Source organism: Streptomyces sp. NPDC005263 (assembly GCF_042872365.1).
Lineage (GTDB): Bacteria > Actinomycetota > Actinomycetes > Streptomycetales > Streptomycetaceae > Streptomyces.
This window is the reverse complement of the sequence record NZ_JBIAKJ010000010.1, coordinates 109,659-129,065: the sequence shown is the minus strand read 5'-3', so window position 1 is coordinate 129,065 and position 19,407 is coordinate 109,659. Positions and strand designations below refer to the sequence as shown.

The 19,407-nt window shown below is 69.9% G+C and carries 19 protein-coding genes and 1 pseudogene; 8 read left to right on the top strand and 12 right to left on the bottom strand.

Going from position 1 to position 19,407, the window contains the following annotated elements; genetic code table 11:
• The first annotated feature begins 41 nt into the window (after window positions 1–41).
• From ACFYRY_RS35305 to ACFYRY_RS35290, 4 genes are all read left to right on the top strand, one after another.
• Window positions 42–752, top strand: a complete 711-nt coding sequence (locus tag ACFYRY_RS35305) for a L,D-transpeptidase (protein ID WP_389155183.1) — start codon at window positions 42–44, stop codon at window positions 750–752.
• 147 nt (window positions 753–899) lie between these two features.
• Window positions 900–2,282: a ferric reductase-like transmembrane domain-containing protein gene (locus ACFYRY_RS35300; RefSeq protein ID WP_389155181.1), complete on the top strand. Its 1,383-nt coding sequence runs from the start codon at window positions 900–902 to the stop codon at window positions 2,280–2,282.
• Between the two features lie 28 nt (window positions 2,283–2,310).
• Window positions 2,311–3,084: an FMN-binding protein gene (locus tag ACFYRY_RS35295; RefSeq protein WP_389155178.1), complete on the top strand. Its 774-nt coding sequence runs from the start codon at window positions 2,311–2,313 to the stop codon at window positions 3,082–3,084.
• Complete coding sequence (locus ACFYRY_RS35290) at window positions 3,077–3,877, top strand: FAD:protein FMN transferase (RefSeq protein ID WP_389155175.1); 801 nt, start codon at window positions 3,077–3,079, stop codon at window positions 3,875–3,877. Before ACFYRY_RS35295 ends, ACFYRY_RS35290 begins: the two co-directional genes overlap by 8 nt.
• Window positions 3,878–3,940: 63 nt before the next feature.
• Here ACFYRY_RS35290 and ACFYRY_RS35285 read toward each other — a convergent pair whose 3' ends face one another.
• The 6 genes from ACFYRY_RS35285 to ACFYRY_RS35260 form a co-directional block, all read right to left on the bottom strand.
• Window positions 3,941–4,480: an arginine repressor gene (locus tag ACFYRY_RS35285; protein ID WP_389155172.1), complete on the bottom strand. Its 540-nt coding sequence runs from the start codon at window positions 4,478–4,480 to the stop codon at window positions 3,941–3,943.
• A gap of 19 nt (window positions 4,481–4,499) precedes the next feature.
• The gene (locus ACFYRY_RS35280; protein WP_389155169.1) at window positions 4,500–5,699 is read right to left on the bottom strand and encodes an acetylornithine transaminase; all 1,200 of its coding nucleotides are present in this window, start codon (window positions 5,697–5,699) and stop codon (window positions 4,500–4,502) included.
• Complete coding sequence (argB, locus tag ACFYRY_RS35275; RefSeq protein WP_389155167.1) at window positions 5,696–6,604, bottom strand: acetylglutamate kinase; 909 nt, start codon at window positions 6,602–6,604, stop codon at window positions 5,696–5,698. The genes ACFYRY_RS35280 and argB overlap by 4 nt, the downstream gene beginning before the upstream one ends.
• Complete coding sequence (argJ, locus tag ACFYRY_RS35270; protein WP_389155164.1) at window positions 6,601–7,752, bottom strand: bifunctional glutamate N-acetyltransferase/amino-acid acetyltransferase ArgJ; 1,152 nt, start codon at window positions 7,750–7,752, stop codon at window positions 6,601–6,603. Before argJ ends, argB begins: the two co-directional genes overlap by 4 nt.
• Window positions 7,749–8,777: an N-acetyl-gamma-glutamyl-phosphate reductase gene (argC, locus tag ACFYRY_RS35265; protein WP_389155162.1), complete on the bottom strand. Its 1,029-nt coding sequence runs from the start codon at window positions 8,775–8,777 to the stop codon at window positions 7,749–7,751. Before argC ends, argJ begins: the two co-directional genes overlap by 4 nt.
• Before the next feature lie 399 nt (window positions 8,778–9,176).
• Window positions 9,177–9,302 (bottom strand): hypothetical protein, encoded by a 126-nt coding sequence (locus ACFYRY_RS35260; protein WP_389155634.1) that lies wholly within the window; start codon window positions 9,300–9,302, stop codon window positions 9,177–9,179.
• 62 nt (window positions 9,303–9,364) lie between these two features.
• On the opposite strand from ACFYRY_RS35260, the pseudogene ACFYRY_RS35255 reads away from it, so the two are divergent.
• Window positions 9,365–9,694 (top strand): annotated as a pseudogene (locus tag ACFYRY_RS35255) (hypothetical protein); the annotation flags it as partial.
• Here ACFYRY_RS35255 and lpdA read toward each other — a convergent pair.
• The 4 genes from lpdA to ACFYRY_RS35235 form a co-directional block, all read right to left on the bottom strand.
• The gene (gene lpdA, locus ACFYRY_RS35250; RefSeq protein ID WP_389155159.1) at window positions 9,684–11,096 is read right to left on the bottom strand and encodes a dihydrolipoyl dehydrogenase; all 1,413 of its coding nucleotides are present in this window, start codon (window positions 11,094–11,096) and stop codon (window positions 9,684–9,686) included. The pseudogene ACFYRY_RS35255 and the gene lpdA sit on opposite strands and share 11 nt — an antisense overlap.
• A gap of 207 nt (window positions 11,097–11,303) precedes the next feature.
• A complete protein-coding gene (locus tag ACFYRY_RS35245; protein WP_389155156.1) occupies window positions 11,304–12,362 on the bottom strand; it encodes an LLM class flavin-dependent oxidoreductase in 1,059 nt (352 codons plus the stop codon).
• Window positions 12,362–12,895: an SRPBCC family protein gene (locus ACFYRY_RS35240; RefSeq protein ID WP_389155154.1), complete on the bottom strand. Its 534-nt coding sequence runs from the start codon at window positions 12,893–12,895 to the stop codon at window positions 12,362–12,364. The genes ACFYRY_RS35245 and ACFYRY_RS35240 overlap by 1 nt, the downstream gene beginning before the upstream one ends.
• A gap of 112 nt (window positions 12,896–13,007) precedes the next feature.
• Window positions 13,008–13,457 (bottom strand): winged helix-turn-helix transcriptional regulator, encoded by a 450-nt coding sequence (locus tag ACFYRY_RS35235; protein ID WP_389155151.1) that lies wholly within the window; start codon window positions 13,455–13,457, stop codon window positions 13,008–13,010.
• Between the two features lie 268 nt (window positions 13,458–13,725).
• On the opposite strand from ACFYRY_RS35235, the gene ACFYRY_RS35230 reads away from it, so the two are divergent.
• Complete coding sequence (locus ACFYRY_RS35230) at window positions 13,726–14,424, top strand: SDR family oxidoreductase (protein ID WP_389155148.1); 699 nt, start codon at window positions 13,726–13,728, stop codon at window positions 14,422–14,424.
• Window positions 14,425–14,592: 168 nt separating this feature from the next.
• Here ACFYRY_RS35230 and ACFYRY_RS35225 read toward each other — a convergent pair whose 3' ends face one another.
• Window positions 14,593–15,102, bottom strand: coding sequence for a winged helix-turn-helix transcriptional regulator (locus ACFYRY_RS35225; RefSeq protein ID WP_389155146.1), 510 nt, complete (start codon window positions 15,100–15,102; stop codon window positions 14,593–14,595).
• A gap of 122 nt (window positions 15,103–15,224) precedes the next feature.
• On the opposite strand from ACFYRY_RS35225, the gene ACFYRY_RS35220 reads away from it, so the two are divergent.
• Complete coding sequence (locus tag ACFYRY_RS35220; protein WP_389155143.1) at window positions 15,225–16,136, top strand: alpha/beta hydrolase fold domain-containing protein; 912 nt, start codon at window positions 15,225–15,227, stop codon at window positions 16,134–16,136.
• A 214-nt stretch (window positions 16,137–16,350) separates the two neighbouring features.
• A complete protein-coding gene (locus ACFYRY_RS35215) occupies window positions 16,351–18,240 on the top strand; it encodes a propionyl-CoA synthetase (protein WP_389155141.1) in 1,890 nt (629 codons plus the stop codon).
• A gap of 196 nt (window positions 18,241–18,436) precedes the next feature.
• Here the strand turns inward: ACFYRY_RS35215 and ACFYRY_RS35210 are convergent, their stop codons facing one another.
• Entirely contained in the window at window positions 18,437–19,306 is an 870-nt protein-coding gene (locus tag ACFYRY_RS35210) for an alpha/beta fold hydrolase (protein WP_389155138.1), read from the bottom strand.
• Window positions 19,307–19,407: the final 101 nt, after the last annotated feature.

The following is a 19,407-nucleotide window of genomic DNA, read 5'->3' as shown; positions in this document are numbered from 1 at the left end:
TCCGGCTGCCGCCGCCGCTGCCTCGCCGTAGGTTGACCAGCATGCGTTCCACTGCCGTCGCCGCCCTGTCCCTGGTGTCCGCGTCCCTGTTCGCCGTGGGTGCCGCGCCCGGCGGGAGTCCGGCGGCGCCGCTGCCCGCGCGCATGGCGGACACCGGTGGCGGCCGCCAGCTGATCACCGCGGTGGCCCCCGAGGCCGGCTCCACCTCGGGCACCGTGACGTGGTGGAGCAGGCGCGACGGGCAGTGGGTGAAAGCCGGTGCGGCGACCGCCCGCTTCGGCGCGAACGGGCTGGTCGAGGGCGACACCCGCAGGCAGGGGACCGACACCACGCCCACCGGGCTGTACGACCTGCCGTACGCCTTCGGGATCAAGCGGGCGCCGACTGGGACGACGTACCGGTACCGGGCCGTGAGGCAGAACTCCTGGTGGTGTCAGGACAACGACTCCCGGAGCTACAACCACTGGGGCGAGCCGCGCCCGGCGGACTGCCGCGCGGCCCAGTCGGAACGGTTGATCTCCTATCCCACCCAGTACGCGTACGGGTTCGTCATCGGGTTCAACTACGCCGATCCGGTGCGCGGGCGTGGGGCCGGGATCTTCCTGCATGTCGACGGGCGCGGGGCCACGGCCGGGTGTGTGTCGGTACCGGCGGAGGCGATGCGGCGGCTCCTGCGGTGGGCCGAGCCCGGGAAGCGGCCGCACCTGGCGATCGGGACGCGCGGCGGGCGTACGGCGGTCACCCGATACTGAGCCGGACGTCAACACCCGTACGGGTTACCGCCAGTCATCCCGTCACCACGGGACTCGGCGGGCGGCTGAACACACGGGCGTCGCGGCACGTACCTCTGGGCCAAGGGACCACCACATCACCCCCCTTGCCCCGTCCACGGAGGAATCGTGACCACGACGCTCGCAGGCGGCCGCGCCGCCCGCCGCCAGACGATGCGCCGCATCCGCCCGCGCCGCTCACCGGCGACCCTGCTGCTGATCGCCGTGTGGGCGGGCGCGGCCGGTGTGCTGTGGCTGTGGTGGGCCAACACCCCGTCGATCAGCGACAACAACGGCAAGATCCTCAACGCGGGCCGGATCACCGGTCTGCTCGCCGGGTACCTGATGGCGCTCGTGGTGCTGCAGATGGCCCGGGTGCCCGCGCTGGAGCGCCGGGTGGGTTCCGACCGGGTGGCGCGCTGGCACGCGATGAGCGGCCGGTACACGCTGTGCCTGACCCTCGCCCATGTCTTCCTCATCATGTGGGGCTACGCCCTCCAGGCCGGCAAGGGCCTCGGGGACATCGTCCAGCAGACCATCGACTCCATCAACCAGCTTCCCGACATGGGCAAGGCGGCCATCGGCTTCGGTCTGCTGTTCCTCATCGGGCTGATCTCGATCGGCCCCGTCCGCCGCCTGATCCCGTACGACACCTGGTACCACGTGCACCTGCTGACGTACGCGGCGGTGTTCCTGACCTTCTGGCACCAGCTGACCACCGGCAACGACTTCGCCGTCGAGCCGGTCGCGAAGACCGTCTGGTACGCGCTGTACGGCTCGGTGACGGCCCTGGTGGTCTGGTACCGCATCCTCACCCCGATCCGGCTGAACCTGCGCCACCGCATGTACGTGGAAGCGGTCATCGAGGAGACGCCGGGCATCGTGTCGGTGCTGATCGGCGGCCGGAAGCTGCACCGGATGGGCGCGGAGGCGGGCCAGTTCTTCCGGTGGCGGTTCCTGGCGCCGGGCATGCGGTTCAGCTCCCACCCGTACTCCCTGTCGGCGGCGCCCCGCCCCGGCATGCTGCGGATCACGGTGAAGGCGATCGGCGACCACAGCGAACGGCTGCGCGAGCTGACTCCCGGCACCAAGGTGTGGGCCGAGGGCCCGTACGGCGCGCTGACCGCGTCCCGCCGCAGCCGCGGCAAGGTGCTGCTGGTGGCGGGCGGTGTCGGGATCACCCCGATGCGGGCGCTGTTCGAGACGCTGCCCGGCGCGGCCGGTGACATCACCCTCCTGTACCGGGCCAACAGCACCCAGGACCTGGCCCTGTGGGACGAGCTCTCGACCATCGCGGACGAGCGCGGGGCCCGGCTGATGTACGCGGTCAACAGTCCGGACGGGGAGCGCCCGGACATCTCGGCGGAGCGGCTTCAGCAGAAGCTGCCGGACATCGACAAACACGACGTCTTCATGTGCGGGCCGGCCGGCTTCGCGCAGTCCGTGTACGAAGCACTGCGCGGCGCGGGCGTGCCCGCCCGCCGCATCCATCACGAGTCGTTCGAGATGTGAGCGACGGGATTCAGGAGCTGTTGAAGCGATGAGGAAGAGTCACCCCGTCCGACGTGTCGTGCTCGCGACCGCCGCCACCGTGTCCGGCGTCGTGCTGCTGCTGTCGCTGAAGCCGTCCACCGACCCCGCCTCCGCGGCGGCCGGTGGCGCGGCGTCCCAGCCGCCGGTGTCGCAGGAGTCCGTCCAGGGCGGCGCCCAGGCCGCCGGGACCGGCACGGTCACCGGGGACGCGGTCCAGACGCAGTACGGCCCCGTCCAGGTCCGGCTGACGGTGGCCAACGGCAAGATCACCAAGGCCGAGGCGGTGCAGGCGCCCAAGGGCGGCACCAGCGACCAGAAGACCGCCCTGTCGGTGCCCAAGCTCAACCAGGAGGCGGTCACCGCGCAGAGCGCGGACATCGACGCGGTCTCCGGGGCCACCTACACCAGCAGCGGCTACAAGCAGTCGCTGCAGTCGGCGCTGGACAAGGCGAAGGCGGCGGCCTCCCAGGGCTCCTCGCAGGGCCAGGGCGCGGGCAACGCCCAGGCCGCCCGAACCGTCACGGGCAGCGTCGCGCAGACCCAGTACGGGCCGGTCCAGGTCCGTATCACGGTCGCCGGCGGGAAGATCACCAAGGCCGAGGCGGTCCAGGCGCCCAAGGGCGGCACCAGCGACCAGAAGACCGCCCTGTCGGTGCCCAAGCTCAACCAGGAGGCGGTGGCGGCCGGCAGCGCGGACATCGACTCGGTGTCCGGGGCGACGTACACCAGCAACGGCTACAAGGAGTCGCTCCAGGCCGCGATAGACCAGGCCGGTGGCTGACACGGTGTCCGAATCGGCACAAGCTCCCGCCGCGGTACGTCATGCCGAGGAGGTCATGGGGACGGTCTTCTCCTTCGACGTCCGCGGCGGGGATCCCGAGGCCGTCGAGGAGGCCCTGCGGGACGCGGTGGCCGGACTGCACCAGGTGAACGAGGTGTTCAGCACCTACCGCGAGGACAGCCAGGTCTCCCGGCTGGCGCGGGGCGAGCTGACTGTCGAGGAGTGCGACCCGCTGGTCGCCGAGGTGCTCGCGCTGGGCGCCGAGGCGGAGCGGACGAGCGACGGCTGGTTCAGCATGCGCTACCAGGGCCGCCTCGACCCGACCGGTGTCGTCAAGGGCTGGGCCGCGGAGCGCGCGGCGCGGCGGCTGGCGGACGCCGGGGTGAGCGGCGTGAGCGTGAACGGCGGCGGGGATGTCCAGTTGCTGGGCGTCCCCGGTCCGCAGCGGCCGTGGCGGGTCGGGGTGTCGGACCCGTTGCGACCGGGCGGCCTGGCGGCGGTGGTGTCCGCGGCGGGTACCGCGGAACTCGCGGTGGCCACCTCCGGTACGGCCGAGCGCGGCGCCCACATCGTCGATCCGCGCACGGGCCGCTCGGCGGTCACCGACCTGGTGGCGGTGACGGTGGTGGCTCCCCGGCTGACCTGGGCGGACTGCTGGGCTACGGCGGCGTTCGCGATGGGGTCGCGGGAGGCGCTGACGTGGCTGGAGTCCCTCCCGGACGTGGAGGCCCTCCTGATCACGGCGGGCGACGAGGTCCGCTGCACGGGGGGCCTGGCCGCTCGCCTCGGGTGAACCGGTCCGCCTCGGGGGCGCGGAGCGGAACGCGGCCCCCGCGGCCCCCACGACGGCTCCCCCTCAGTGGCCGTTCTGCGCCAACCGCAGCAAGTGGTCGGCCAGGGCCTGCCCGCCCGTCGGATCCCGGCTGATCAACAGCAGCGTGTCGTCACCGGCGATGGTGCCCAGGATGTCCTGCAGCTCCGCCTGGTCGATCGCCGAGGCGAGGAACTGCGCCGCACCCGGTGGTGTCCGCAGCACCACCAGGTTCGCGGACGCCTCCGCGGAGATCAGCAGCTCCGCCGAGAGCCGCCGCATCCGCTCCTCCTTCGCGGACTCCCCCAGCGGCACCCGGGGCGTGCGGAATCCGCCCTCGCTCGGCACCGCGTAGATCAGGTCGCCCTCGTTGTTGCGGATCTTCACCGCGTTCAGCTCGTCCAGGTCCCGGGAGAGCGTCGCCTGAGTGACACTCAGCCCGTCGTCAGACAGCAGTTTCGCCAACTGGCTCTGGCTCCGCACCGGTTGCCGGTTGAGGATGTCCACGATCCGTCGGTGGCGGGCGGTGCGGGTCTGCGGTACGGCAGGCCCCGCGATCTGGTCGTGATCCTGCGCCTGGCTCATCGTCGTCTCATTCTCCGGATCATCCGTCCCCGTCGGCCGTGTCCAGGATGCCGGGCAGCGCCTGGAGGAACGCGTCCACCTCCGCGTCGCCGAGGGTCAGTGGCGGCATCAGCCGTACGACCTCGGGGGCGGGCGCGTTCACCAGGAAACCGGCGTCCTGAGCCGCCTGCTGCACCTTGGACGCGAGCGGCTCGGTGAGCACGATACCCAGCAGCAGCCCCGCACCCCGGACATGAGCGATCAACGGGTGCCGGGACGTGCCGCCCGCGCCCTCGATTCCCTCACGCAGCTTCTCGCTCTGCCTCTTGACGTTCTCCAGCAGTCCCTCGGCCGCGATCGTCTCGAGCACGGCGAGTCCGGCGGCGCAGGCGATCGGGTTGCCGCCGAAGGTCGTGCCGTGCTGGCCCGGCCGCAGCAGCTCCGCGGCCCGGCCGAAGGCGACGGTCGCGCCGAGCGGCAGACCGCCGCCCAGGCCCTTCGCCAGCGTGACGACGTCCGGCAGGACACCCTCATGGGCCTGGTACTCGAACCATTGCCCGGTCCGGCCGATCCCGGTCTGCACCTCGTCAAGGACCAGCAGGCTGCCCGTGGCCGCGGTGATCGCCCGGGCCGCCTTGAGGTAGCCGGCCGGGGGCACCACGACCCCGTTCTCGCCCTGGATCGGCTCGATGATCACGAGCGCGGTCTCCTCGGTGACCGCGGCGGCCAGCGCCTGCGCGTCCCCGTACGGAACGTGCGTCACCTCGCCCGGGAGCGGCAGGAACGGCTCCTGCTTGCCCGGCTGCCCGGTCAGCGCCAGCGCGCCCATGGTCCGGCCGTGGAAGCCGCCCACGGTGGCGACCATGTGGGGCCGCCCGGTCAGCCGGCCGATCTTGAACGCGCCCTCGTTGGCCTCGGCCCCCGAGTTGCAGAAGAACACCTTGCCGTCGCGACCGAAGTGCTGCAGGAGCCGTTCGGCGAGCGCGACGGGCGGCTCGGCGATGAAGAGGTTGGAGACATGGCCGAGGGAGGCGACCTGTTTGCTGACCGCCTCGACGATGGCCGGGTGGGCGTGGCCGAGCGCGTTGACCGCGATACCGCCGACGAAGTCGACGTACTGCCTGCCGTCGGCGTCCCACAGCTTCGCGCCCTCACCCCGGACCAGGGACAGCTGCGGCGTGCCGTAGTTGTTCATGAGCGCGGCCTGCCACCGCTGGGTGAGCTCCTCGTTGCCCGTCATGCGTCATCCCCCTCTTCCGCGTCGGGCACGACCATCGTCCCGATGCCTTCGTCGGTGAAGATCTCCAGCAGGATCGAGTGCTGGACCCGGCCGTCGATGACCCGGGCGGTGGTCACGCCGCCCCGCACGGCGTGCAGACAGCCCTCCATCTTCGGCACCATGCCGGAGCTCAACTCCGGCAGCAGCTTCTCCAGTTGGGAAGCGGTGAGGCGGCTGATCACCTCGTCGCTGTGCGGCCAGTCCTCGTAGAGGCCCTCGACGTCCGTGAGGACCATGAGGGTTTCCGCGCCCAGCGCGGCAGCGAGTGCCGCAGCCGCCGTATCAGCATTGACGTTGTAGACATGGTGGTCGTCCTGGCTCCGGGCGATCGACGAGACGACCGGGATACGGCCGTCCGCCAGCAGCGCCTCGATCGCGCCCGTGTCGATGTCGGTGATCTCGCCGACCCGCCCGATGTCGACCAACTCGCCGTCGATCCGGGGCTGGTGCTTGGTGGCGGTGATGGTGTGCGCGTCCTCGCCGGTCAAGCCCACGGCGAGCGGACCGTGTTGGTTGAGCAGCCCGACCAGTTCCCGCTGGACCTGCCCGGCCAGCACCATCCGTACGACGTCCATGGCGTCCTCGGTGGTGACCCGCAGTCCGGCCTTGAACTCGCTGACGATGCCGTGCTGGTCGAGGGCCGCGCTGATCTGCGGGCCCCCGCCGTGCACGACGACGGGCTTGAGGCCGGCCTGGTGCAGGAAGACGACGTCCTGCGCGAACGCGGCCTTCAGGTCTTCGTCGATCATGGCGTTGCCGCCGAACTTGATGACGACGGTCTTGCCGTTGTGGCGGACCAGCCAGGGCAGCGCCTCGATGAGGATCTGCGCCTTGGGCAGGGCGGTGTGCTTGCGAGTGGTGCTCATGACGAGTACGCGCTGTTCTCGTGGACGTAGTCGGCGGTGAGGTCGTTGGTCCAGATGGTGGCGGTCTCGGACCCGGCGGCCAGGTCGGCCACGATGTGCACCTCGCGGTAGCGCATGTCGACCTTGTCGCGGTCCTCGCCGACGCCTCCGTTCTTGCACACCCAGACGCCGTTGATGGCCACGTTGAGCTGGTCGGGGTCGAAGACTGCCTTCGTCGTGCCGATCGCGGAGAGCACCCGGCCCCAGTTGGGGTCCTCGCCGTGGATCGCGCACTTGAGGAGGTTGTTGCGGGCGATGGACCGGCCCACCTCGACGGCGTCGTCCTCGCTCGCGGCGCCCACCACCTCGACCTTGATGTCCTTGCTCGCGCCCTCGGCGTCCCGGATCAGCTGCTGGCCGAGGTCGTCGCAGACGGCCCGTACGGCCTCGGCGAACTCCTCGTACTCGGGGGTGACCTCGGAGGCGCCGGAGGCGAGCAGCAGCACGGTGTCGTTGGTGGACATGCAGCCGTCGGAGTCGACGCGGTCGAAGGTGACCCTGGTGGCGGCGCGCAGCGCCCGGTCCAGGGTCGCGCTGTCGAGGTCGGCGTCGGTGGTGAGGACGACCAGCATGGTGGCCAGGCCCGGGGCGAGCATGCCCGCGCCCTTGGCCATGCCGCCCACGGTCCAGCCGTTCCCCGTCACGACGGACGTCTTGTGGACGCTGTCGGTGGTCTTGATGGCGATGGCGGCCTTCTCACCGCCGTGCTCGCTGAGGGCCTCGGCGGCCTGCTCGACTCCCGGCAGCAGCTTGTCCATCGGGAGCAGCACGCCGATCAGCCCCGTGGAGGCGACCGCGACCTCGACCGCGCCGAGACCGAGCACCTCGGCGGCCTTCTCCGCGGTGACGTGCGTGTCCTGGAAACCCTTCGGTCCCGTGCAGGCGTTGGCGCCACCGGAGTTGAGGACGACGGCGGAGACCTGGCCGGTCCTGAGGACCTGCTCCGACCACAGCACCGGCGCGGCCTTCACACGGTTGGAGGTGAAGACACCGGCGGCGGCGCGGCGCGGCCCGGTGTTGACCACGAGGGCCAGGTCCGGGTTGCCGTTCTCCTTGATTCCGGCGGCGATACCCGCCGCCTGGAATCCCCTTGCTGCCGTGACGCTCACGGTGCGACTCCGATCGTGGAAAGACCGAGCTCCTCGGGAAGCCCGAGGGCGATGTTCATGCTCTGGACGGCACCGCCGGCGGTGCCCTTGGCCAGGTTGTCGATGGCGCTGATCGCGATGATGCGGCCCGCGGCCTCGTCGTACGCGACCTGCACCTGAACGGCGTTGGAACCGTAGACGGACGCCGTTGCGGGCCACTGCCCCTCGGGGAGCAGGTGGACGAAGGGCTCGTCGGCGAAGGCCTTGTGGTAGGCGGCGCGGACGGACTCGCCGGTGACACCGGGGCGTGCTTTGGCGGTGCAGGTGGCGAGGATGCCCCGGGGCATCGGCGCGAGGGTGGGTGTGAAGGAGACCGAGACGGCCTCCCCGGCTACCCCGCTCAGGTTCTGGATCATCTCGGGTGTGTGCCGGTGGCCGCCGCCGACACCGTACGGCGACATGGAGCCCATGACCTCGCTGCCCAGCAGGTTCGGCTTGGGCGCCTTGCCCGCGCCGGAGGTGCCGGAGGCGGCGACGATCACGGCCTCGGCCTCGGCGAGGTGCGCGGCGTACGCCGGGAACAGGGCCAGGGAGACCGCGGTCGGGTAGCAACCGGGCACCGCGACACGCTTGGACCCCTCCAACGCGGCGCGGCCGCCCGGCAGTTCGGGGAGACCGTACGGCCAGGTGCCGGCGTGCGGGGAGCCGTAGAACCTCTCCCAGTCGGCCGCGTCCCTGAGCCGGAAGTCGGCGCCCATGTCGACGACGAGCACCTCAGGGCCGAGCTGTTCGGCGACGGCGGCGGACTGCCCGTGCGGCAGCGCGAGAAAGACGACGTCGTGTCCGGCGAGGACGCCGGGCGTGGTCTCCTCCAGAACCCGGTCGGCCAGCGGCAGCAGGTGCGGCTGGAGCGCGCCGAGCTTCTGGCCCGCGTTGGAGTTGCCGGTCAGGGCGCCGATCTCGATCTCGGGGTGTGCCAGGAGCAGCCGCAGGAGCTCCCCGCCCGCGTATCCGCTCGCTCCGGCCACTGCCGCACGTACCGCCATGGAATCCATCCTCCTCTTGGATGGCATGACTATACGTTTCGATGCACGTTTATGCAATCCTGGTGCGATGTCCGCCGGACGGCGAGCGAACCGCCTCTTGTGCGCCGCGGCCGGCTGATGGGCCGGATGGCCAGGGTCGGGGACCTCGACGCCGGCCTTCAGGAACGAGCACCCCCGGAACGGAGCGGCCGTTTCCGGGTGCTCGCCGTCGAAGACGGCAAGGAGCTGTTCACGCGGACCTTGCACCGACGAGTCAGGCGCCGCCGACGTCGGCAGGAGATCGCCTTTCGGACGGCGGACAGGAGTGCGCGTTTCCGCGTACGCACCTGTCCGACGTCAGCGCAGTCCCCCTCGGGGTGCCCCGTTGTGCGGGTCGGCGAGCTCCCTGAGCAGCGGCGCCTACGGCGTCGGCTCAGCGCCCAGGAGACTGAGGGCGCCGAACCAGAGGGTGCTCGGGTTGATGCGCTCGGGATGCAGGCCCCGCATCTCCTCGAAGAACTCCATCGGCGTGGGTGAGCCCTGCAACAGCCGGTCCGCGTCGTCGAGGTAGCGCCGGGTGCGATCGATGTCGGCGGGATCGTGGCCAGTGGGCGCTGAAGAACCTCCACGAGCCCATGACCCTGGCCGACCTCGCCGAGCACTCCCACATGAGCCTGCGCACCTTCGCCCGCCGCTTCACCGTCGACGACATCGCCGGCCAGGTCGGCTTCGCCGGAGGCACCTCGCTGCGCGAACACCTGCACGCCGCCATCGGCGTCTCCCCCATCGCCTACCGGCGCACCTTCCGCGGCGCCCTGTCGCCCAATCCAGCGAACGCGACCGGGAACACCGCCCTGCGAACGCGGTGGCGGACCAACCCCACCGCGTTTCTCGACCTACCCGGGGGCACCAGGGGTCGCCACCCCGCTACATATTGATCATGTGGCCGGCGAGGCCGTGGACGGCTTCCTTGACCGCCTCGCCCAGGGTGGGGTGGGCGTGGACGTTGCGGGCGACCTCGTGGACGGTGAGGTCCCACTGCTGGGCGAGGGTCAGCTCGGGGAGGAGTTCGGTGACGTCGGGGCCGATGAGGTGGCCACCGAGGAGCTCACCGTACTTGGCGTCGCTGATCAGCTTCACGAAGCCGGTCGCATCGCCCAGGCCGTGGGCCTTGGCGTTCGCGGTGAACGGGAACGTGGCCACCTGGACGTCGAAGCCCTTCTCGCGGGCCTGCGCCTCGGTGTAGCCGAAGCTGGCGATCTGGGGCTGGCAGAAGGTGGACCGCGGAATCATCACGTAGTCCAACTCCATCGTCTCCGCGCCCGCGAGCGTCTCGGCGGCGACCACACCCATCGCCTCGGCGGCGTGCGCCAGCATCAGCTTGGCGGTGACGTCGCCGATGGCGTAGATGTGCGGCACGGAGGTGCGGCAGCGGCCGTCGATGTCGATCGCGCCGCGCTCGGTGACCCGCACGCCCGTGTTGTCCAGACCGTAGCCGGTGACATTCGGCGCGAAGCCGATCGCCTGCAGGACCTTGTCGGCCTCCAGTACCTTCTGGGTGCCGTCCTTGTCGGTGACCGTGACGCGGACCTGCGCGCCCGACTCGTCGATCGACTCGACACGAGTCGAAGTGAGAACGTCAATGCCCAACCGCCGGTACTGCTTGGCAAGTTCGGCGGACACCTCGGCGTCCTCCAGCGGGGCGATCCGCTCCAGGAACTCGACGATGGTGACCTTCACGCCGTAGTTGTGCAGGACGTACGCGAACTCGATGCCGATCGCGCCGGCACCGGCGATCACGATCGACTCCGGCAGATCGTCGGCGAGGATCTGCTCCTCGAACGTCACCACACGCGACGTGCGACGCGTGCCGGGCAGCAGCTTCGGGGTCGCCCCGGCCGCGATGACGCAGTGGTCGAAACCGACGTTACGGGTGTTGCCGTCGTAGTCCACCACCTGGAGCGTGTGAGGGTCGAGGAAGGTACCGCGCCCACTGATCTCCGTGATCTTGTTCTTCTTCATCAGGTAGTGGACGCCCTTGACACGACCGTCCGCGACCTTCCGGCTGCGGCGGAACGCCTCGCCATAGTCGAAGGAGACCTCTCCGTCGACCTTGATGCCGAAGGTCTTCGCCTCGCGCGTGAAGAGGTGTGCCAGTTCGGCATTGCGCAACAGAGCCTTGGTCGGGATGCAGCCCACGTTCAGACAGACGCCTCCCCAGTACTTCTCCTCGACCACCGCGACGCGCTTGCCCAGTTGGGCGGCCCGGATGGCGGCAACGTACCCGCCTGGGCCCGCGCCGAGTACGACGACGTCGAAGCGCTCATCCTGCTCGTCCATGGACGGTTCCTTTCCACTGGGGTGGCCGGCTTCCCACAAGGGACCGACTCGCTCCCGTTCGAACAAACCTGTTCCTAGTCACCCCGGCGTCCACTTCAGCACCCCGGTTCCGTGATCTATGCCCGCTCAGCAATCATCGACGGCGGGCGGGCACCTCGTCGGCCTCGTGCTCATGGTCGGACGTGGGCAGCCGGTCCGGCCATGTCGCTACCCTGCCGCCTCGTCCTCGATGTCGCGAACGATGTCGATGGCCCGACCGAGCGTCGCGAGCCGGGCACCGAGGGTCTCGCCGGCGGGATAGAAGCGGACGGTGTCGACGCCGGCGTCGCGCCACACACGCAGTCGCTCGCGGACCATGTCCTCGGTTCCGATCAGCGTGGTCGCCAGCACCATCTCGTCGGTGACCAGGCGGGCCGCACCATCCCGGTCCCCGGCCTGCCAACGCGTCCGGACGGCGGCCGCCACATCGGCCCATCCCTGGCGGCTGTAGGCGTTGTTGTAGAAGTTCGTGGTCACGGAGCCCATGCCACCGAGACTGAAGGCCAGCTCCTTCTTGCGTCCGGCCACCATCGCGCGCAGGGCGTCCTCGTCTTCGGCGAAGGCGACCTCGGCGCCCTGGCAGATGTCGAGGTCGGAGCGGGCACGACCGGCGGCGGCCAGACCCTGGTCCAAGTGGTCGAAGTACGCCTCCTTGGCACCCTCGGGCACGAAGCTGGTGCCCAGCCAGCCGTTGGCGATCTCACCGGTCAGGCGCAGCATCTTCGGCGAGAGGGTCGCCAGGTAGACGGGGACGTCGTACTCGGCGCGCACCGCCAGACGCATGGGCTTCGCTTCGCCCGGCAGCGGGATCTGGAACTCCCGCCCGGAGTAGGAGATCTTGTCGCCGGAGGCGGCCTGTCGCACGATCTCGACGGTCTCGCGCATCCGGGACAGCGGCCGGTCGAAGGGCACGCCGTGCAGCCCCTCGATCACCTGCGGTCCGGAAGGGCCCAGTCCGAGGAGGAAGCGCCCCTCGGAAATCTGCGACAGCGTGATCGCGGCGCGGGCGATGGCCATGGGCGTGCGGGTGCCGAGCTGGATGATCCCCGAACCGAGCAGCATGCGCTCGGTCCTCGCGGCGAGATAACCCAACGGGGAGGGCGCCTCAGCGCCCCACGCCTCCGCCACCCAGCAGATGTCCAGACCGAGTTTCTCCGCCTCGGTGACGTAGTCGACAAGCTCCCGCCAGTCGCCCCCGGAGGCTTCGATCGTGGTGGACGTACGCATCAGAGGCCCGCCTCACCCGGGGTCTGGGCGTTCTCGGCCAGCTTCTTGACCTCGTGGAGCGTGGTGGTCATGTTGGCCTCGAACTCCCGCATGCGCACGAAGACGATCTTCTGCTCCTTCTCGGGCATGCGATCGATGGCGAAGGAGAGGCCCGAGCGAGCCGGCCCCATCTGCATCCATTCCCGCAGCAGAGTGCCCCCGTCGCGCGGTTCCAGGGTGAACCGCCAGATGGCCGTGGGGTCCTGCGGATCCTCGACCGCCCAGGCGAGCACCTTCGACGGCTCGTACTCGACGATGTGCGACGTGGTGGCCCACTCCCCGAGCGCCTCGTGCTTGCTGCGGCCGATGAACCGGGCCCCCAGGGCCGGGCCGCTCCTGCCGTCCAGCCATTCCACCGACTGCAGTTCGGAACTCATGCGCGGCATCAGCTCGACGTCGGACACCAATGCCCACACCTTCTCCGGTGGGGCTGCGATCCAGGCGTGGACCTCGACCGTCGGCTTGTCCGCATAACGCGCGCCCGTCCACTCCATGTTCTGGCAGCCTCCTTGATCATCCGACACCTCGTTCGAGGTACTGACCAGTAAAGTTGCGTAGATAGACTTACTTGTCAAGGATGACGGGCAGCCCCACGGAGCCGGCGGCTCAGCCGGCGAAACGCTCCCGCACATCCGGCCGCTCAGCCAGGTGCGGTGGATAGCCCGGGCCCATCCGGGGACGGGTGTTCTCCGCGGTCATCGGCTCGCCGCAAGCCGCGCACACCACCTCGGCATGACTCTCCTGTCCACAGAGGTCGTGATGCATCGCCACCGGCGGGCCCGCTTCACCGGCCAGCCAGCGGTCTCCCCAGCGGTTCATCACGAGCAGCACGCCGTAGAAGTCACGACCCTTCTCGGTGAGCACGTAGTCGTACCGAACCGGCTCCGTCTGGTAGGGCCGCTTTTCCAGCAGCCCTTCCTCCACCAGCCTCTTCAGCCGGTCCGCCAGCGTGTTGCGGGCGATCCCCAGCGCCTCCTGGAAGGCGTCGAACCGCCGGATCCCGTAAAAGGCCTCGCGCAGCACCAGCGGTGTCCACCAGTCCCCGAGCAGATCCATGGTCCGGGCGATCGAGCAGGGCCACTGCGCAAAGGATGTCCGCCTCATGACAGCCAGCATAGGTTCGTCCAGTCGTGAGACCCAGCAGGTGCAGCGGGTGCGGGCGAGGTGCGCCGCGTTCCCTTCGTCACCGACGGCCGTGCGTCGCCCAGGTCACGCCTCACACCGCTCACCGCGCAGAGCACTTGCGATCAGAGGCTCGCCCTCCATAGAATTACGTTCGTAATTCAAAGTGACCACTCCTTTCCCACCTGACCAGGAACCTTCCATGGACATCTCCACCAGCACTGTTCTTGTCACCGGCGCCAACCGGGGCTTCGGCCGCGCCCTCGCCGCCGAGCTCCTCAGCCGGGGCGCCACGGTCTACGCCGGCGCGCGCAACCCGGACCAGGTCGACCTGCCCGGCGCCAAGCCGGTCGCGCTCGACATCACCGACCCCGCGTCCGTCGCGGCCGCGGCGGAAGCCACCGGTGACGTGACCGTCCTGATCAACAACGCGGGATCGTCCACGGGCGCCGATGTACTCACGGCCGATCTGGACGAGATCCGCCTGGAGATGGACACCCACTACGTCGGCACCCTCTCGGTGGTCCGGAGCTTCGCGCCTCAGATCGCGGCCAACGGCGGCGGGGCGATCCTGAACGTCCTGTCCGGCCTGTCCTGGGTCAGCTTCCCGGAACTCGGGGCCTACTGCGCCGCCAAGTCCGCGGAGTGGTCGCTCACCAACACCCTGCGCGTGCAGCTCGCAGACCGCGGCATCCGGGTGTCCGGACTGCACGTCGGCTACATGGACACCGACATGGTCCGGGCGGTCGACGCGGCCAAGTCCGACCCCGCGGACATCGCCCGGATCGCCGTCGACGGCCTCGCCGCCGGCGACTACGAGATCCTCGCGGACGACGCCGCCCGCCAGGCGCAGGCCGCGCTGTCCGGAGGCGTCTCGGCGCTCTACCCGCAGCTCCCCTGAAGAGGGGCGTCATGGTTTTCTCAGCAGCCGAGGTGATGGGCGGTACGGACCTCCCCGTCGAGCCCGCAAGCCGGCGCGGGCGCGGGCGAGAATTCACCCGGCGGCCGCGCATGGGGCGCACCGCGGTGCAGCGCGGTCAGGGACGCGGCCGTACACCGCTCGCCGGGCTCACCCGACCGGCTTCGTGCGAAATCCAGGGCCGGGGACGCGGTCCAACTCTTCCACAGGCACAGGATGACCTTCCTGGCAGCGCAGCTGGACCTCGACCTGCGCGCCGCACGCGTGATGGCGCATCAGCACCGGGGGCCCGTCCGGGGCGGAGCAGTATTGATCACCCCACTGCATGAGCCCCATCACGGCCGGCACCAGATCGATGCCCTTGGGGGTGATCACGTACTTCGGCCGACTCCGCGAGCCGGGCTCCTTGTACGTCTCGGTGGCCAGGATCCCTTCCTCCACCAGCATCCGCAGTCGTGTCGCGAGCAGGTTGCGAGGGCATCCGAGGACGCGTTCGAAGTCACTGAACCGGGACGAGCCGTACCAGATCTCCCGAAGGATCAGGATCGTCCACTTCTCCCCAATGATCTCCAGGGTCCGCGCAATCGTGCAGTTCGACATATCCCGCTCACGGCCAGGGGCCATCTCGGCATCCGCGCGACCTTCATTCCACACATCCATGGAGGAATACTAACCGAAGCTGAGTTTACTTTCCGATACTCAGACGGTAGCGTCACCGGCACATTGATCCGGCTGCCGCGCGGAGAGCCCGTCCCGGCACCCATCCGAGAAGGAGCGCCATCATGGGCGTCAGCAAAGAAGCACACGAGTTCGCGGAGTTCCTCGCCGGCGTGAGCGCCAAGTCCGCGACGCCGGGTCTCGACCTGGGGATCGTCCGCGACATCGTCGACTCGAACCACAGGGCGTCGACCGAACCGGAAGGCGTCACGTACGCCGAGGTGGACGCGGACGGCGTACCCGCCCTGTGGGCCATCCCCGAGGGCGCCGCCCCCGGCAAGGCGCTGCTCCACTTCCACTTCGGTGGATCGGTCACCGCCTCGATGCACTCCGACCGCAAGGCAGCCGGCCACATCGCCAAGGCTGCCGGAGTCCGCTCCCTGGTGGTGGACTTCCGCCTGGCGCCGGAGTACCCCTACCCGGCGCAGCTGGACGACGTCGAGACGGCCTACCGGTGGCTGCTCTCCCAGGGATACGAGCCCCGTAACATCGGCAGCACCGGCCACTCCATCGGCGGCACGCTCGCGATCCTGCTGCCGCTGCGCCTGCTGGCCAAGGGCGAGCCCACCCCCGGTGCGATCGTCAGCGTCTCGCCCTGGACCGACCTGACCCTCCAGAACAAGTCCGTGGACGCCAACGAGGCGAACGACAAGATGCTCAGCCGCGCCATCCTCGAACTCTTCCGAGGGGCCTGGGTGCAGGACCCCGCCCTGGACATCGCCGACCCCCAGGTCAGCATCGCCAACGCCGACCTGACCGGCCTGCCTCCCACGCTCGTCTTCTACGGCGAGTACGAGACCCTCGCCGACGACGGTGCCGAGCTCGGGCGCCGGCTCGCCGACTTCAAGGTCACCTCCGAGACCCACGGGGTTCCCGAGGGCCAGCACTCGTTCGTCCTGGGCGCGGGCCGCGTGCCCGAGGTGGACGAGGCGATCGGGCGGATGGGGCAGTGGCTCCGCACGCACCTCGGCGCCTGACCGGCACCTGATGGCGGAGGCCCGCTGCCGACAGAACTCGCCGGCCCCACCGCGATGCCGGTGCCCGGGAATCCGGTATCCGGCATCCGGCATCCGGCATCCGGCATCCGGCATCCCATCCTGCTCGACCATTCCGGCCACATCGGGTATGCGTTTCGACAGCATGCCGCCTGCCGCCACCGCCGGCCCCTGGATGCCACAAAGGAGTGCGCACATGGGAATGTACGAGGACGTCTTCCGCGCCAGCACCGAAGACCCGGAGAGCTTCTGGCTGACGGCGGCGGAGGGCATCGACTGGGATGTCGCTCCGCACCGCGCCCTGGACGCCTCCGGCGCACCCTTCTACCGCTGGTTTCCCGACGGGCGGCTCAACGTCTGCTTCAACGCGCTCGACCGGCACGTCGAAGCGGGGCGGGGCGATCAACCCGCGCTCGTCTACGACTCACCCGTGACCGACACCCGCCGCACCTTCACCTACGCGCAGCTGAGGGACGAGGTGGCGGCCTTCGCCGGAGGGCTGGCGCGACTCGGTGTGGAACAGGGCGACCGGGTGGTGATCTACATGCCGATGGTCCCCGAGGCCGCCGTCGCGATGCTGGCCTGTGCACGGATCGGCGCGGTCCACTCGGTGGTCTTCGGCGGGTTCGCCCCGCACGAGCTCGCGGTCCGCATCGACGACGCCGCCCCGAAGGTGGTCGTCTCCGCCTCCTGCGGCATCGAGGGCAAGAGGGTCATCGCGTACAAGGCGCTGCTCGACCGCGCGATCGAACTCGCGGCCCACAAGCCGGAGAAGTGCGTGATCCTACAACGCCCGCAGGAGCGGGCCGAGTTGGGGACCGACGACCTCGACTGGGCTGACCTGGTCGCCGCGGCACCACCGGCCGACTGCGTTTCCGTCCCCGCGAACGCGCCCCTGTACATCCTCTACACGTCCGGAACCACCGGAAAACCCAAGGGGGTCGTGCGTGACTGCGGCGGCTACGCGGTGGCCCTGCACTGGTCGATGGGCGCGGTGTACGACGTGGGCCCCGGCGAGACGATGTTCACCGGCTCGGACGTGGGCTGGGTCGTCGGGCACTCGTACATCGTCTACGGGCCGCTGCTGGCCGGCGCCACGACCGTCCTGTACGAGGGCAAGCCGGTCGGCACCCCGGACGCGGGCCAGTTCTGGCGCGTCGCCGCCGAGTACGGCGTCAAGACGATGTTCACCGCCCCGACCGCCTTCCGGGCCATCCGCAAGGAGGACCCGCACGGCTCGCTCACCGCGGACTACGACCTGACCGGCCTGCGCCACCTCTTCCTCGCGGGTGAGCGCCTCGACCCCGAGACGTACCACTGGGCGAGCGCCCTTCTGGACATCCCGGTGATCGACCACTGGTGGCAGACCGAGACCGGCTGGCCCATCGTCGCCAACCCCATGGGCATCGAAGCCGCGCCCGTCAAGCCCGGTTCCTCGACCCGTCCCCTGCCGGGCTGGGACGTGCGCGTCCTCGACCGGTCGGGCGATCCGGTACCCGCGGGCGTCGAGGGTGCCATCGTCGTGAAGCTGCCCCTGCCGCCAGGCGCGCTCCCCACCCTCTGGAACGACGACGACCGCTACATCGCCTCCTACCTCTCCGCCTTCGACGGCTACTACCTCACCGGGGACAGCGGGCACATCGACGAGGACGGCTACGTCTTCGTCATGGGCCGCACCGACGACGTCATCAACGTCGCCGGCCACCGACTGTCCACCGGAAGCATGGAGGAAGCCCTGGCGGCTCATCCCGATGTCGCGGAATGCGCCGTCATCGGCGTCGCCGATGCGCTGAAGGGACAAGTGCCGCGCGGTTTCGTCGTCCTCAAATCCGGCGTCAGCCGCGACGCGACCGAGGTCGAGGCCGAACTCGTCCAACTCGTACGCGACCGCATCGGCGCCGTCGCCTCGCTCAAGAGCGTCGCGGTCGTCGCCGCCCTGCCCAAGACCCGATCGGGAAAGATCCTTCGCAGGACGATGCGCGGCATCGCCGACGGCCACGACGAACCGATCCCCTCCACCGTGGACGACGCCAGCGTCATCGAGGTTCTACGCCCTGTGCTTCGACGCGAGGATCCCACCCCGTGAACGTCGCCTGACGGCCACCCCGTCGCCCGTAGATCCGTACGGCTGCGGACGGCGCGCATCTCTGCCGTCTCCAAGCTGTCCTTGATCGTGACGGGCAGGCCGTGGAACGGGCCGAGGATCTGCCCAGCCACCCGCGCCGCGTCCGCTTCCGCCGCCTCACGGCGGGCGCGAACGGGGTCGGGGGCCAAGCAGGCGGCTACCGCCTTTCGAGGAACTCGACAGCCGTCTCCACGAACTGCTGGTGGAACTGGAAGATGCCGCCGTGGCCGGCGTCGGGGTAGATCACCAACTCGCTGTTCGGCACTCGCTCCGCCAGGTCGTACGAGTTCTTCGACGGCACCATCCGGTCGCTCTCGCCGTTGGCGACGAGCACGGGCTGACGGATGACGGAGAGGTCCTGGGGCCGCTCCAGCCCCCAGCGGTGTATGGCCTTGAGCTGGGATCTGTAGGCGGTGAGGGAGATCGCCTTGTCCCGGTCCTCGGTGCGCTCCTTCAGACGGCCCAAAAACTCCTTGCCGGCCCGACGCCCGTTGGCGGTACGGGTGAAGAAGAGGAACTGCTTCGGGTCCTGAAGGGTGAACAGCGCCCGGACGGTGTCGATGTTGGACAGCCGGGTGACGTCCTTGATGCCCTCGCCGCCGGCCGGACCGGTGCCCGTGAGGATCAGCCTGCGGACGAGCTGCGGGTCGGTCTGCGCGACCACCTGGGCGATCATGCCGCCCATCGAGAAGCCGTGGATGTCCACGAGCTCGAGCCCGAGCGCCCGGATGAACGTGACGGCGTCCTCGGCCATCTCCTGAATGGTCTTCGGCGTGGTGCCGCTGGTGGCGCCGACCCCCCGGTTGTCGAACGTGATGACCCGGCGCTTCGCCGCGAAACCGTCGACGACACGGGGGTCCCAGTTGTCGAGAACCCCGGCGAGATGGTTGAAGAAGACCACCGGTGTACCGGTCCTGGGGCCGAGATCGCGGTAGGCGAAGGTCAGCCCGCCTGCGGTCACGGTGCGGTTCGGCGCGAGCTTGTACGACGTCACCACGTCGCCTTGTACGCCCTGTGCGTCATTCATGGTCGTGCCCTTCAGCGTGCGGTTTCTGCGACCTGCGACGCCCCCTCTTTCCCTGACGGGGTCGGTACGGCGCGGTTGCCTGGTCTCGACTGCGGCTGCAG